The organism is Bacillus sp. NPDC060175, from assembly GCF_042728695.1.
Lineage (GTDB): Bacteria > Bacillota > Bacilli > Bacillales > Bacillaceae_G > Bacillus_A.
Window position 1 is genome coordinate 92232 of record NZ_JBHWYR010000003.1, and the last position, 14144, is coordinate 106375.

The window sequence follows — 14144 nt, forward strand, 5'->3', positions numbered from 1 at the left end:
TTTATAACGAGGCGTAGCGAAGCCCGTAGACCTCGCCGCCCCGATTTTCCGCATCCTCTTATTGGATAAGCGCGCCTTTCATGTCGGCGTGTTCCATCTGTACTTGTAGAATGCGATCGCGATGCACGTTCTTATATGTTTCCGTGTCGTTCGCGTATTCGACTAGGTCTTTCGAGAACTCGCCAAACGCCACCTCAAACTTCGCAGTATTTACGAATGCACCATTTTCGATAGATTCGATCGTTTGTAATACTTCGAATGCTTCGCCCGCTCCTTCGACCTGAGTAGCACGAACTAATTTATTATGCGTATTTCCTAGCTCTTGGCGAACCTTGTGCGATGCCTCTACGTTTCCGCCTGCGCTTTGTAATACCGCTTGTCCTAAAGTAAAGAACTCGTCTTGAATGGATCGCGCTAACGTCGGATGATCCGCAGCTTGTACCATTTGTTCTAAGAATTCTACCGCTCGTGTCGGGTTGGCTGCGAATAATACGCGACCTTTTAACTCTTTCAGTTTTGCATTAAAGATCGTTTCTTTATTCTTATCGACCTTCGACGGCTCTTTGTATAGATCTCTTTCCGCTGCTCCTTCTCTAAGTCCACGCGGCGCATAAAACTTAACATCTCTTCCTTCACCCGAAGCGTAATAACCAGTAAGTTTATAGTCTCCAGCTACCTCTCCAACTGTGGATAGTCGGCCAGACTCTTTCGCTTTTACATATACAAAGTCTTCTTTCACAAGCGGATTATATCTATCAGTCACCCCATTATGAGAAAAGCTTGCTACACCAATAACTAATATAAAAATTCCAATTAAACCTAATAATAATTTCTTCATTTTTCTCTCCTTAACATATCCTTTTAACTTGCTTTGCGTTCTTTATTCTAGGAGAAAAAGGTTTTTTCCACTATCGCTTATCCTTACATATTCATTACAAAATTGGAACCTACACATGTAGCACACCTAAATTTTCCAATCATAAATTCACCTCAACTCACAAATTATAATCTTTGAATTGATATTCCAAAGGGGGCTTCATTCAATGACTGTAATTACAAAACTTAAGCAAACTGTTTCAGGATTAAAAAGTGCACAAGCTAGCTTAGAGGGATTCGCTCTTGATACGGATAACCAACAAGCAAAGCAACTTTTCCAAACAGCTGCGCAGCAAACACAAACAATTATTGATTCTTTAAATCCACGTGTTGAAGAAGTCCAGCAAGAAGAACCACAATACACACAGCAATAACCGAAAGTACCATTTCATCTAATGGTACACAATGTGAGAAAAAGGATGATATGCAATCATCCTTTTTCTCTCACATTACATAATGCAATAGAAATGGAATGATTATAATGCGAAAACTTGGAATCATAACCGCGTTATTTATGCTCCTATTCGGTTCACTTACCGGATGTGATAATAGCCCGTTAGATAAAAAGGTAAAAAAAGAAGAAGCAAAACGAACGAAAGAAGACAAGGGCCCTAAGTTAACAAAAATGAGTACAGAATCCTTTAATCAATCTATATCGCAAGAAGCTAAGAAAAAAGCTCTCACTATGGAGGGAATTATAGAAGCTACCGCCGTTAATACAAATTTAGATCTTTACATAGCCGTCAAGCCTGAACATCACGAAAGATTTGGTTTAAAACCTTTACGAAGTAAATTAAAAAAGAAGCTAAGTGATGAAAACCCTACTTTCGATATTCGTGTAAGTACAGACAAAAAGATCTTTATGCTCATAGAAGAACTTGAAAACAAAATTAAGAAAAAGAAAGTAAGTAAAGATGGCATCAAAAAACAATTAAAACTCATTCAATCAGAAATGGGATCCAATATTTAAGCTTTCTAAAAGAGAAGGAAGGATTCAAATGTCTAGTAAAGATAAAAACTTAACACCTGTACAACAAGAATATAAAAAATTCGAACAACAGCGCGAACCGAAGCGTCCCGTCTTAAAAAATTGTATTAAAGCTTTTTTCGTCGGGGGATTAATTTGTCTAATAGGCCAACTGATTTCCACTTTTTACATTACCTATTTTGATTTCACTGAACGCTCTGCCGGGAATCCTACCGTTGCAACTCTTATTTTTATCTCCATGCTACTGACTGGATTTGGCGTCTACGATCGTCTTGGGCAATTTGCTGGTGCTGGTACCGCAGTACCTGTTACTGGATTTGGTAACTCCGTTATTGCTGCATGTATTGAACATCGTACAGAAGGATTCGTTCTCGGCGTTGGGGGTAACATGTTTAAACTAGCAGGATCGGTCATCTTATTTGGCGTATTTTCAGCTTTCGTCATCGCTCTTATTAAAACGATTCTCTTTCAATGGGGAGGGCTGTAAATGTTACAAGGACACCGAACATGGGTATTCGAAAACAAACCAGTTATCATTTCAACAGGTGTAGTCGGCGGCCCATTTGAGGCAAATGGAAAGATCCCTGAAGACTTTGATACCCTGCATGAAGATTTATGGCTCGGACAAGATTCCTATGAAAAAGCACATAAAATTTTGTTTGAAGAGGCTTGTAGCCGCGCTACAGAAAAAGCCAGACTTAGGAAAGATGATATTCAATTCGTACTCGCCGGAGATTTAATTAATCAAATTACTCCTACAAGCTTTGCTTGCCGTACACTTGGCACTCCTTATCTCGGATTATTTGGTGCTTGCTCTACTTCTATGGAAGGTTTAGCACTCGGTGCAAGTATCGTAAATGCAAAAGGCGCAAAATATTTATTAACCGGAGCTTCAAGCCATAACGCTGCCGTGGAAAAACAATTTCGTTATCCAACTGAATATGGTGGTCAAAAACCTCCTACGGCCCAGTGGACAGTAACCGGTGCAGGTGCAGCAATTTTAAGTGATACAGGAAATGGTCCAAGAGTAACTTCCGCCACAATTGGGCGAGTTGTTGACATGGGTTTAACAGATCCGTTTAATATGGGCGGCGCGATGGCCCCAGCTGCTGTCGATACGATTGAAGCCCATTTACGCGAACGACAAATCGACGCCTCTTATTACGACTTAATCGTAACAGGTGACCTTGGACATGTAGGACGCGAAATCGCTTACGACCTACTACATAAACACGGTACAAAAGTAAAGAGCGAACAATTCCAAGATTGCGGAATCATCATTTATAGAGAAGGTCAACCTGTCATAGCTGGCGGAAGTGGTCCTGGATGTTCTGCAACAGTCGTATACGGTCACTTATTAAACCGAATGAAAAGAGGAGAATTCAAAAAAATACTTGTCGTTGCGACAGGCGCTTTACTATCTCCACTTACATTCCAACAAGAAGAAACGATTCCGTGTATCGCCCACGCCGTTTCGATTGAATTTGGAGGTGCAACGCAATGATTTTTTTCTGGGCTTTTGTAATCGGTGGACTTATATGTGTAATCGGACAACTTATGTTTGATGTCGGCAAGCTAACACCAGCTCATACAATGGCAACACTCGTTGTTGCTGGAGCTATATTAGACGGATTCAATTTGTATGAACCATTAATTGATTTCGCCGGAGCTGGGGCAACTGTACCTATTACAAGTTTCGGAAATGCCCTCGTTCACGGTGCGATGGAAGAAGCTGCAAAACATGGAATCGTCGGCGTAATTACTGGTATGTTTAAAGTAACGAGCGCAGGTGTATCAGCAGCAATTATTTTCGGCTTCATCGGAGCATTACTATTTAAACCGAAAGGATAAGAGGTGTTTACATGACTGTTATCGCTAGCGTAAAAACTTGCCTTGCCAGTGTAAGAGGGGCTCAAGCAAGTTTAAGCTCCCTTTCATTAAATTCACAAGACGAAGAATCAAAACGCGTATTTCATGAATGTATGTTAGAAATGGACAGCGTCATCGCTGATTTAAAGGATAGAATTTCAGTATTAGAACGTGAAGAACCTCAATATAAAGGGTTTTAAGTAGACTGGAGGAAATGACTATGTCTCACCTGCCCGAATGGACACTCGTTATTCTTCGCTCTGTATTCATATTAATCATTTTATTCGCTATTACGAAATGGTTAGGGAAAAGACAAATCTCTCAGCTCTCCTTTTTTGAATACATAGCCGGAATGACAATCGGTGACATCGCTGCCCAAGTATCTACAGGGCTCGATTCAAAATTTTTCCACGGCGTCTTTGCGATACTCATTTTCGCTGTGGTACCTTTTTTCACAGGAATCCTCTCCTTAAAGAACAAAACAGCTCGGGACTTCTTTGAAGGGAAATCTACCGTATTAATAAAAGATGGAAAAATACTCGAAGATAACTTAAAGAAAGAAAAATATACAAGTGACGAATTACTTGAACTACTCCGAGGAAAAGATGCGTTCAGCGTAGCTGATGTTGAATTTGCAGTACTAGAACCGAGCGGTGAATTAAATGTATTATTAAAGAAAGATCGCCAACCACTTACAGCAAAAGACGTAGGCTTAAAAGTACCAAACGAGAAGGAACCACAAACTGTTATTATGGATGGAAATGTACTAGATGAACCTTTGTCATCAAGCGGGCATAACCGAGCTTGGCTACATTCAGAATTAGAAAAACTCGGCGTTGTCATTGAAAATGTCTTTCTCGGTCAAGTTGACTCATACGGACAACTTACTATCGACATTTATAATGACAAACTCCAAATGCCTTCTCCTCAAAACAAACCTTTATTATTAGCATCTTTAAAAAAATGTCATGCTGATCTTGAGCTATTTTCTTTAGAAACAAAGTCGAAATCAGCTAGCGAAATGTATAGTAAAAACGCGAAACAAGTCGAAACAATTTTAAATAAAGTAACCTATCTTTTAAAAGAATAAATACCGAAAGAACGCTTCAGTAAAAAGGCGTTCTTTTGCCTTTTCCACACCTTTAATCACGTTTAAATTTATGTAATTCGGTTATGATGTTGAAGATACATAAGCAGGGAATTTTAAAAACATAGCGAATAAATCATGATACAACTACATATTTTTTTGATTTAAAGTGGTTTCGTTTGACCTTTATTGACCATAATTGTATTATAAACTAAGAAAGCTTTAAAAGGAGGAAATAACAGATGAATTTAATTCCTACAGTAATTGAACAAACAAATCGTGGAGAACGCGCTTACGATATTTACTCTCGACTATTAAAGGACCGCATCATTATGCTTGGTAGCGCAATTGATGACAACGTAGCAAACTCAATCGTTTCCCAGCTTTTATTCTTGGAATCTCAAGATCCAGAAAAAGATATTCACATCTATATCAACAGCCCTGGTGGTTCTATCACAGCTGGTATGGCAATTTACGATACAATGCAGTTTATTAAACCACAAGTATCAACAATCTGTATCGGTATGGCTGCATCTATGGGTGCATTCTTACTTGCAGCAGGTGAAAAAGGAAAACGTTTCGCTCTTCCTAACAGTGAAGTAATGATTCACCAACCACTTGGTGGTGCACAAGGTCAAGCGACTGAAATCGAAATCGCTGCAAAACGCATCCTATTCTTACGCGAAAAATTAAACCAAATTCTTGCTGACCGCACAGGTCAACCACTTGAAGTTCTACAACGCGACACAGACCGCGACAACTTCATGACAGCAGAAAGAGCTCTAGAATACGGTTTAATCGATAAGATCTTTACAAATCGTTAATAACTAAAAGCAGAGGCGGCTCGTTCAGCTCTGACTGGCTAAGGTTCTTTCGCATAAAAGGCGCTTTTTGCCTTCTTATGCGGAAGGTTCTTAGACACGAAGAGCTTGCCGCCGGAGCTGGATACATTTAAAGCGGAAGCGGCTCGTTCAGAATCGCAGGGCGATGGAGCCCCTGATTCCGAGGCGCTTTTTGCCTCGAATGAAGGGGTGAAACGACCGGAGATTTTAGCCGCTAGAGCTAGATATAACTAAAAGCGGAAGCGCCCTGTCAACAGGGCGCTTTTTTTATTATGTACAAGGGCAGCGCATACCCCACTTAGTATCCAATCAAATATATCGGCGTTTCGACAAGCGTGAACCAGCTACATACCCACCTATCATTCGTTACCCCACACCAACCATGCTGCCCACAAACAGAAAAACAAAAAAGCTATCGCACATGCGCGATAGCCATTTTATTGTACATATGCAGCTAATGCTTCCAAAGCCTCTTCTGCATCTGAACCTTCTGTTGTGATTGTAATCATGCTACCAGTTCCGATTGCTAAGCTCATAATCCCCATTATGCTCTTTGCATTAACTGTCTTTCCATCTTTCTCAATGAAAATATCAGAATGAAAGCGATTTGCCTCTTGTACAAACAACGCAGCCGGACGTGCTTGTAAGCCGTTTTTTAATGCAACTTTAACCACTTTTTGAACCACAGCTCCATTTCCCCTTTAACCTCTTATTTTTTTGCTACTGTTTCCCCCGCGCGTAATTTCTCTGCAATTTCATCGATTTTACGCAAACGATGATTAATACCCGATTTACTAATTTTCCCCCCGGATACCATCTCACCTAACTCTTTCAATGTTACATCTTGATAATCTCTTCGTAACTGTGCAATTTCTCTTAATTTATCTGGCAAAATATCAAGCCCAATCGTCTCATCAATATAGCGGATGTTCTCAATTTGCCTTAGCGCTGCACCAATTGTTTTATTTAAATTAGCTGTTTCGCAGTTAACTAAACGATTTACTGAATTACGCATATCGCGAACAATTCGAATATCTTCAAATCTTAAAAGTGCATTATGAGCACCTATAATATTTAAAAACTCTGTAATTTTCTCAGCTTCTTTCAAATACGTAATGTACCCTTTTCTTCTTTCCAACGTCTTACTATTTAAATCAAATCCGTTCATCAGTTCACATATAGAATCATTATGTTCCTTATATAACGAAAAGATTTCTAAATGATAAGATGATGTTTCTGGGTTATTTACCGAACCACCTGCTAAAAATGCACCGCGTAAATACGATCGTTTACAACATTTCTTCTCGATTAATTCCTGCGATATATTTCGAATCAATGAGAAATCATCTCGAATAATATGAAGATCTACTAATATATCGCGAGACTTCTCAACAAGCCGCACTATATATACATTATTTTTCTTCAATCGCATTTTTTTACGAACAAGTAATTCTACCGTCACATCATATCCTTTTTTCAAAAGCGTATAAATCCTTCTTGCAATTGCTGCATTTTCCGTTTGAATATCGATAGATAGGCGACGGTTTGAAAAAGAAAGCGATCCGTTCATTCGAAGCAACGCCGATAATTCTGATTTCTCACAGCATTCCTTCATTTCAAGGTTGGTCAACTCTTTCTTTGTTTCTGATGCAAATGACACAGTCAACACCTCCTTATACTATTACTTTGGAACAAAAATCTTGTCCTATATGAATGAGGAGCGTTACCTCAAGCGAGGCAACGCACATTTATAACAATGAATATAAAATAGAAGCTAACTTTAATGTATCATGTCTTACAACACGCTCATCATATTTCGCTAATCGCTCTTGAATGATTTCGATATTATGTTCAGCAAAACGATCTGTATCCAGTGCAACTGGTTCCGACATTTCTTCCTCATATAACTTACGTAATTCACGAGGAATATCACGATTATTTACAATCGCAGTGTCGATAAACGGTTTACCTAAATGATCATGTAACGCCTGCACATGGTCAAACGCAGTATAGCCCATCGTTTCACCCGCTTGTGTCATAACATTACATACATATACCTTCTTCGCTTTTGCAGCAAGAACAGCGTCCCCAATTTTGTTAACAACTAAATTCGGTAATATACTCGTGTACAGACTTCCTGGACCGAAAACAAGCAAATCAGCTCGTTTAATTTCCATCAACGTTTCATATAACGGCTCTACATCTTCTGGAGTTAAAAAGACACGATTAATCTTCTTCCCGAAATAAGGGATCTTTGATTCACCTGTTACAATTTCTCCATCTTCTAGTTCTGCATGAAGTACCGCACTTTGATTCGCTGCTGGCAATACACGTCCTCTAACATTTAATACTTTACTCGTTTCCGTAATCGCGTGGTAAAAGTCTCCTGTAATCGAGGTCATACCTGCCAATAGTAAATTTCCTAACGCATGACCTTTCAGTCCGTCTCCTGTTGTGAAACGATGTTGAAATAAAGCTTCCACCAGTGGTTCTACATCCGATAACGCAACAAGTACGTTACGAATGTCACCTGGGGGTGGAATTTCTAGTTCATCACGTAATCTACCTGAACTGCCACCATCATCAGCGATTGTAACAACTGCTGTAATATCAACAGGATATTGCTTTAATCCTCGTAATAAAACAGAGAGTCCAGTACCGCCTCCCATGATGACAATTTTTGGTTTTCTCTCTTTTTTCATCCCTTAATGGCCCTTTCTCTTCTCCACATCACGATGAGATACATGAACGCTATACTCTGGTTTCAAATGTTTCCCAAGGTATTCTGTAAGCGTAACAGAACGATGTTGTCCACCTGTACATCCAATTGCAATTACAAGTTGACTCTTGCCTTCTCTTTTATAATGAGGCAGCATGAAAGTGATAAGGTCCGTCAATTTCTCTAAAAACTTATGTGTTTCATTAAATTTCAACACATAAGACGAAACTTCTTCATCTAGTCCTGTTAACGGCTTCATATGTGGAATATAATATGGATTTGGTAAAAAACGAACATCAAATACTAAATCAGCATCAATTGGAATTCCGTACTTAAATCCAAACGACATAACATTTACACGGAATGCTTGCTCAGTTTCTGTTGAGAATAAGTGAACAATTTTCTCTCGTAATTCTTTCGGTTTCAAATCAGATGTATCAAGCACAATATTCGCTCGCGCCTTCATATCAGTTAATAGACCACGCTCAGCTTCAATTCCCTTTAACGGCAAGCCAGTTGGCGCAAGTGGATGCGAACGTCTCGTTTCTTTATAACGAGTTACAAGTGTGCTATCTTTCGCATCTAAAAATAAAATATGAGGAATAATCCATGTACGTTCTGATAAATCATCAAGTGCTCCCCATAAATATTCAAAAAACTCTCGGCCACGTAAATCAATACCGAGCGCTACTTTATTCATTTTACCTTTTGAATCTGCCATAAGTTCAATAAATTTCGGCAATAACATCGGTGGTAAATTATCTACACAAAAATATCCTAAATCTTCAAAACTTTGTAACGCTACCGTTTTTCCAGCTCCAGACATCCCTGTAATAATTACCATTTTTATATCATTATTCTCTGTCATCGTATCCTCTCCTTGAAGGTTTAACTCGGATCTAATCGATATGAAAGCAACTCAAAATCTGGGGTATATACAAATGTACCGTAGATTATACCATTCCCTTTAATTAAATAATCAATAATGTGATAATCTCCTGGTGCCATTGCTAAATCATCAATTTTATCAAATGTATGCCAACCAATGATGCCTTCTTCGCTCTCTAATTTGTTTTCTCCTGCAAAATCTGTTGCTAAAAAGGAGAACATCATCCATTCAGAAACAACTTTATCACCTTCTTGGATGACAAAGGTGAAGACCCCTTTTAACGCTGGGTTCTTTAAATAAATACCTGTTTCTTCACGATACTCGCGAACAACGGAATCTCTTACCGTCTCACCACGTTCCATTTTCCCGCCCGGTGCAACCCACCAATTCCGGCGAGGTTTTTGGAGTAAGAGTACTTCATTATCTCTAATTAACACACAGTTTGTCACTCTTTGCATGTTTCTTCACCTCAGCTACTTGCAGCAAAATTTCTCACTGCATACTCATTTCATTATACTATCAAAAACAGTTTGCTACAACGAAGGTGCCAGTCCCCTTTCGCTAAGCAATTGTAAAAAATCTTTCTATAACAAGCAATCAAAATACCTTACTTCCCATGAACAGTACATAAAAATCCCCTTAACGATTTTTATCGTTAAGGGGATTAAAACACTTATTTCTTACCGAAATAAGTAACAACCGCAAATCCTAAAATAAAAGTAATAATTGAACTTACAATTGAAATGCCACCGGTCGGAATGCCAGGGAACACAATGACAATCGACCCGATAACGAGCCCAATAATTGCCGCAAATGTCATACTTTTATAACGATCTAACAAATAACTAATTCCTTTACTACTTACAACAAATCCGGCCATCACGCCGGCACCGATAACCAGGATTAACGGTAAATTGAGTGTAGTTAAAGCGTTAATTGCTGTTGGATACACACCAATAATTAATAAAATAAACGATCCACTAATTCCAGGAAGAAGCATAGCCATACTAGCCATCCATCCTGCGAAAAATAAACCAATTGCATTTAAAATTGTCAACGTCGTAATCGGATCAGCTGCCTTATCTGGTTTAAAGAATGCTGTTATTGCAACAAGAATTGCTGCAATTATTAACAGGACGATATGGCTGCCTTTAAACGTTGCCTTTGCATCAGCTTCTCTCATTAACATCGGTAATATACTAATAATTAAACCGAGGAAGAAAAATTGAGTCGGTTCGTAATGATTTGCTAATAAATATTTAATAACGTGACTTAACGTTAGAAAAGCTGCCGCTACACCAGCTGCAAGTGGGATTAAAAACGCTAAATGTTTTTTCCATTCGCGACTAAAGAATCCGCTAATTGCTGCGAGCAATTGTTCATAAATCCCTAACACAACAGCGATTGTTCCGCCGCTCACACCAGGAATTAAATCACTAACGCCCATACAAAATCCACGATATATATTACGCCATTCCATACTGAATAAATTCCTCATTTCTTATAGTGATTTTTTCCGTAAAATCCAGTATATCAATAAGAAAGCTTATAATCCTAATTGTTTTTGACAAAACTTTGACATTTTCACAAAAAAAGAAAGCTCCTATCGGTAGCTTTCTTCTCAAAAGGTATATTACCCCTTATTTTTCTGTTACAGTTTTTAATTCTTCTACTAACTCTTCTATATAATGCTGTGCACTCTGCGCTGCAATACTACCATCACCTGTTGCAGTTACAATTTGACGAAGCATTTTTTCACGAACATCACCAGCTGCGAAAATACCAGGAACTTTCGTTTCCATACGCTCGTTCGTTTCAACATAACCATTTTCATTTGTAATACCTAGCTCAACAAACGGTTTTGATAGTGGTAACATACCGATGTATATGAAAACGCCGTCAGTTTTAACTTCTTGTTCTTCTCCGCTGTTTACATCTACAAGTGTTACGCTTCCTACTTTACCATTTGCGTCGTTAATTTCTTTTATAGTGTGATTCCAAATGAAATCTACTTTCTCATTTTGGAAAGCACGATCTTGTAAAATTTTCTGTGCACGAAGCGTGTCACGACGGTGAACGATTGTTACTTTTGATGCGAAGCGTGTTAAGAACACACCCTCTTCAACAGCAGAATCTCCGCCGCCAATAACAACAAGTTCTTTCCCTTTAAAGAATGCACCATCACATACTGCACAATACGATACACCGCGGCCGCCAAGTTCTGTTTCACCTGGCACACCAATTTTTTTATACTCTGCACCGCTTGCAACGATAATTGCACGTGCTTTATATTCTTTTTTACCAGCAATAATTGTTTTGTACTCTTTACCATCGATGATTGCTTTCACATCACCGTATGCATATTCAGCACCAAATTTCTTCGCATGCTCAAACATTTTATTTGATAAGTCTGGTCCTAAAATAGACTCATAACCTGGATAGTTCTCTACATCTTCTGTATTTGCCATTTGTCCACCTGGAATACCACGCTCAAGCATCAGTGTGCTTAAATTCGCACGAGATGTATATACCGCAGCTGTCATACCAGCTGGTCCTGCACCAATAATAATGACATCATAAATTTTTTCTTCTGACACACTATTCACTCCCATTCATTCATACACATTAAGTTACCCTCATTATACTGTTAGCATCATTTTTTTCCCAATGATTTGCCTATCCTACGTGTGCGTGCGCTTAACAGCCTGCACATACTTTCGTACAGTCGCTACAGATACATTATATACATCACCAAGCTCTGCCTGTGTCATCTTATTTCTTTGTTCGCCGCGCACAATGTATTCAATTGCCGCTGACCAACCGTACACATTTGTAAAAGTCGCTCCAGATGTATATAAACGTATGAACGTACAAAACCAAAAATTTAAACACTCTTCGATTAATTCATCGTCTTTTTTCGTATAATTGTATAATGCATCCGCGATTCGTACGCACTGTTCAAATTGCTGTAAATCAGCTGGGATGCTTTTATGACTATTAAGTAAAAAGAAATATTTTGCAAGTTGCGATACGATTGGAACACCATTTTTCGCTTGCGTTACATCAAAGAAGAATCCAATCTTCTCTGGTGTTGACAATTCATTCATTAAATATAAAGCTAGCATTTTCTCTTCTAGCGTCGTACTTTGCTGAAATGATTTTCGTAACTCTTCAAATAAAAGATTTTGTCCTTCATCTGCTAAATTCAGTGCATTCCACGGTTCTTTTCCTTTTTTATCAGGATGCAATTCTACAACATGTTGCCACATTTTTTCAGCTACTTGCTGTTCCTTCACCATATACGCAGAGTATGCAAACCAGTAATAAAAACTAACGTCTCCTTCGTACCCTTGACGCTTTAATACTTTGAACCATTTATATGCAGGTTCAAAATGACCAATTGTTGCAAGCGTTGTTCCAAGTTTCAAACGATGCTCAAATGAAATTGGATATACCGAAACTAACTGCCCTGCTAATGACTCTACTTGCTTATGCTCTCCAATTGAATATAGAAAAATAAGCGTATTACAAAGCGCATGCATATTACCAGGACTTTTCTCTAAAATCATTTCTGTTAACTTAAGCGCTTGATCTACATTACCTGATTGAAAATGTGCAATCGCTAAATTATTATGGCCCGACCAAAATTCTGGATATTCTTTCGTAACAACTTCTAGTGTAGCAATCGCCTCTTCTAATTGTCCGTTACGAATGTATCGGTTCGCTTCTTCTTGCATAACAATTAGCTCATCTTCATCCTCAATCTCTTCCGCACCCATTGCTTCTTCTTCCATAATCTCAAGCAATTCTAATGTATCTTCTACGAATTCTTTCTCTTCCGCAACTTCTAAATATCGCTCTGCATACTTCTTCGCCTGTTGAAACAAGCCCATATATGCATAATTATTTGAAATAAAATAATAGCATTGCTCAAGTTCCGGATTGGATCTAACAAGCTTTAGAAATATCTGATTCGACTCTTGATATTCACCAGATTCAGATAATGCTATTGCTAGTTGGCATAAAATAAACGGCTCCTTCTCGCTTTGTGACGCTCTTCGAAAATATTTAATTGCATCTTGCAATTTTTGCCCTTTATAAGCCCTCATCCCTTTTTTATAAAAGAAGTCCGCTAACTGATTAAAAGAGATAACTTGTCCGTTCTCCTTATATATTCTTTGATTTTTCCCCATATATCCTCCAGTTTTTTGTTTTCTTCGTTCACACGTTCTTCTATCTATAAGTATAAACGATTCCGTAAAAAACAAAACAGTATATTATAATCAATTATTTCCTTTTTATTCATAAAAAGAGAAGAGAAATGTTACATTTTTAACATCAACCTTCTCTAGTGGCCATTTCCTCTTTCGTATAAATAATACGCATCGGATTTCCGCCTACGAAAGCGCCGCCTGGTACATCTTTATGGACAAGTGTGCCTGCAGAAACGATAGCACCATCTCCAATTGTCACACCAGGTAAAATTGTCGTATTCGCTCCAATCATAACTTCATTCCCTATGACGATTTCTCCGAGTCGATACTCACGAATTAAATATTCATGTGCTAAAAGCGTTGTATTATAGCCGATAATTGAATTGTCTCCCACAGTAATCTTTTCTGGAAACATAATATCTGGCATTACCATAAGTGCAAACGACGTTTTCTTTCCTACTTCCATCCGTAAAAACGTGCGATATAACCAATTCTTCACGGATAAAAATGGCGTGTAACGTGCGATTTGGATGATAATAAAGTTTTTCATTACCTTCCAAAAAGAAACTGTTTTATACACATTCCACAATGAATTTTCTCCTGAAACAGGATAGCGCGTTGTCCGTCGCACTGAACTCTCTCCTCTACTTATATAAAGTG

The 14144-nt window shown here is 38.4% G+C and carries 18 protein-coding genes; 8 read left to right on the forward strand and 10 right to left on the reverse strand.

Going from position 1 to position 14144, the window contains the following annotated elements; genetic code table 11:
• Window positions 1-58: 58 nt before the first annotated feature.
• A complete protein-coding gene (locus tag ACFWDE_RS02715; RefSeq protein WP_377889853.1) occupies window positions 59-838 on the reverse strand; it encodes a YxeA family protein in 780 nt (259 codons plus the stop codon).
• 205 nt (window positions 839-1043) lie between these two features.
• Here ACFWDE_RS02715 and ACFWDE_RS02720 point away from each other — a divergent pair, with 205 nt between their 5' ends.
• From ACFWDE_RS02720 to clpP, 8 genes are all read left to right on the forward strand, one after another.
• Window positions 1044-1250, forward strand: a complete 207-nt coding sequence (locus ACFWDE_RS02720) for a DUF1657 domain-containing protein (RefSeq protein ID WP_000216167.1) — start codon at window positions 1044-1046, stop codon at window positions 1248-1250.
• Window positions 1251-1357: 107 nt separating this feature from the next.
• Window positions 1358-1846 carry a YhcN/YlaJ family sporulation lipoprotein gene (locus ACFWDE_RS02725; protein ID WP_377889855.1) on the forward strand — a complete coding sequence of 163 codons (489 nt, stop codon included), beginning with the start codon at window positions 1358-1360 and terminating at the stop codon, window positions 1844-1846.
• A gap of 28 nt (window positions 1847-1874) precedes the next feature.
• Window positions 1875-2351, forward strand: a complete 477-nt coding sequence (spoVAC, locus tag ACFWDE_RS02730) for a stage V sporulation protein AC (protein ID WP_002034730.1) — start codon at window positions 1875-1877, stop codon at window positions 2349-2351.
• Window positions 2352-3368 (forward strand): stage V sporulation protein AD, encoded by a 1017-nt coding sequence (gene spoVAD, locus ACFWDE_RS02735; protein WP_377889857.1) that lies wholly within the window; start codon window positions 2352-2354, stop codon window positions 3366-3368. It abuts the gene before it with no gap.
• Window positions 3365-3715: a stage V sporulation protein AE gene (spoVAE, locus tag ACFWDE_RS02740; RefSeq protein WP_000575919.1), complete on the forward strand. Its 351-nt coding sequence runs from the start codon at window positions 3365-3367 to the stop codon at window positions 3713-3715. Before spoVAD ends, spoVAE begins: the two co-directional genes overlap by 4 nt.
• Window positions 3716-3726: 11 nt before the next feature.
• Window positions 3727-3933, forward strand: a complete 207-nt coding sequence (locus ACFWDE_RS02745; RefSeq protein ID WP_000215909.1) for a DUF1657 domain-containing protein — start codon at window positions 3727-3729, stop codon at window positions 3931-3933.
• Between the two features lie 20 nt (window positions 3934-3953).
• Window positions 3954-4823, forward strand: a complete 870-nt coding sequence (locus tag ACFWDE_RS02750; RefSeq protein ID WP_002144904.1) for a DUF421 domain-containing protein — start codon at window positions 3954-3956, stop codon at window positions 4821-4823.
• A gap of 239 nt (window positions 4824-5062) precedes the next feature.
• Window positions 5063-5644 carry an ATP-dependent Clp endopeptidase proteolytic subunit ClpP gene (gene clpP, locus ACFWDE_RS02755; protein ID WP_001049156.1) on the forward strand — a complete coding sequence of 194 codons (582 nt, stop codon included), beginning with the start codon at window positions 5063-5065 and terminating at the stop codon, window positions 5642-5644.
• 455 nt (window positions 5645-6099) lie between these two features.
• On the opposite strand, the gene ACFWDE_RS02760 is transcribed toward clpP, so the two are convergent.
• The 9 genes from ACFWDE_RS02760 to ACFWDE_RS02800 all read right to left on the reverse strand — a co-directional run bounded on the left by ACFWDE_RS02760 (window position 6100) and on the right by ACFWDE_RS02800 (window position 14115).
• A complete protein-coding gene (locus ACFWDE_RS02760) occupies window positions 6100-6348 on the reverse strand; it encodes an HPr family phosphocarrier protein (protein ID WP_002144903.1) in 249 nt (82 codons plus the stop codon).
• Window positions 6349-6371: 23 nt separating this feature from the next.
• A complete protein-coding gene (whiA, locus tag ACFWDE_RS02765; RefSeq protein WP_377889861.1) occupies window positions 6372-7322 on the reverse strand; it encodes a DNA-binding protein WhiA in 951 nt (316 codons plus the stop codon).
• 88 nt (window positions 7323-7410) lie between these two features.
• On the reverse strand, window positions 7411-8364 hold the full coding sequence (locus tag ACFWDE_RS02770) for a gluconeogenesis factor YvcK family protein (protein ID WP_002144901.1): 954 nt from the start codon (window positions 8362-8364) through the stop codon (window positions 7411-7413).
• Window positions 8365-8367: 3 nt separating this feature from the next.
• The gene (rapZ, locus tag ACFWDE_RS02775; protein ID WP_002016084.1) at window positions 8368-9249 is read right to left on the reverse strand and encodes an RNase adapter RapZ; all 882 of its coding nucleotides are present in this window, start codon (window positions 9247-9249) and stop codon (window positions 8368-8370) included.
• Window positions 9250-9269: 20 nt separating this feature from the next.
• The gene (locus tag ACFWDE_RS02780) at window positions 9270-9728 is read right to left on the reverse strand and encodes an NUDIX hydrolase (RefSeq protein ID WP_001190080.1); all 459 of its coding nucleotides are present in this window, start codon (window positions 9726-9728) and stop codon (window positions 9270-9272) included.
• 215 nt (window positions 9729-9943) lie between these two features.
• Window positions 9944-10750 (reverse strand): DUF368 domain-containing protein, encoded by an 807-nt coding sequence (locus ACFWDE_RS02785; RefSeq protein WP_002144898.1) that lies wholly within the window; start codon window positions 10748-10750, stop codon window positions 9944-9946.
• 160 nt (window positions 10751-10910) lie between these two features.
• A complete protein-coding gene (gene trxB / locus ACFWDE_RS02790) occupies window positions 10911-11867 on the reverse strand; it encodes a thioredoxin-disulfide reductase (protein ID WP_002089563.1) in 957 nt (318 codons plus the stop codon).
• 84 nt (window positions 11868-11951) lie between these two features.
• Complete coding sequence (locus ACFWDE_RS02795) at window positions 11952-13463, reverse strand: tetratricopeptide repeat protein (protein ID WP_002144897.1); 1512 nt, start codon at window positions 13461-13463, stop codon at window positions 11952-11954.
• Between the two features lie 145 nt (window positions 13464-13608).
• Entirely contained in the window at window positions 13609-14115 is a 507-nt protein-coding gene (locus ACFWDE_RS02800) for an acyltransferase (RefSeq protein WP_002139159.1), read from the reverse strand.
• Window positions 14116-14144 lie beyond the last annotated feature (29 nt).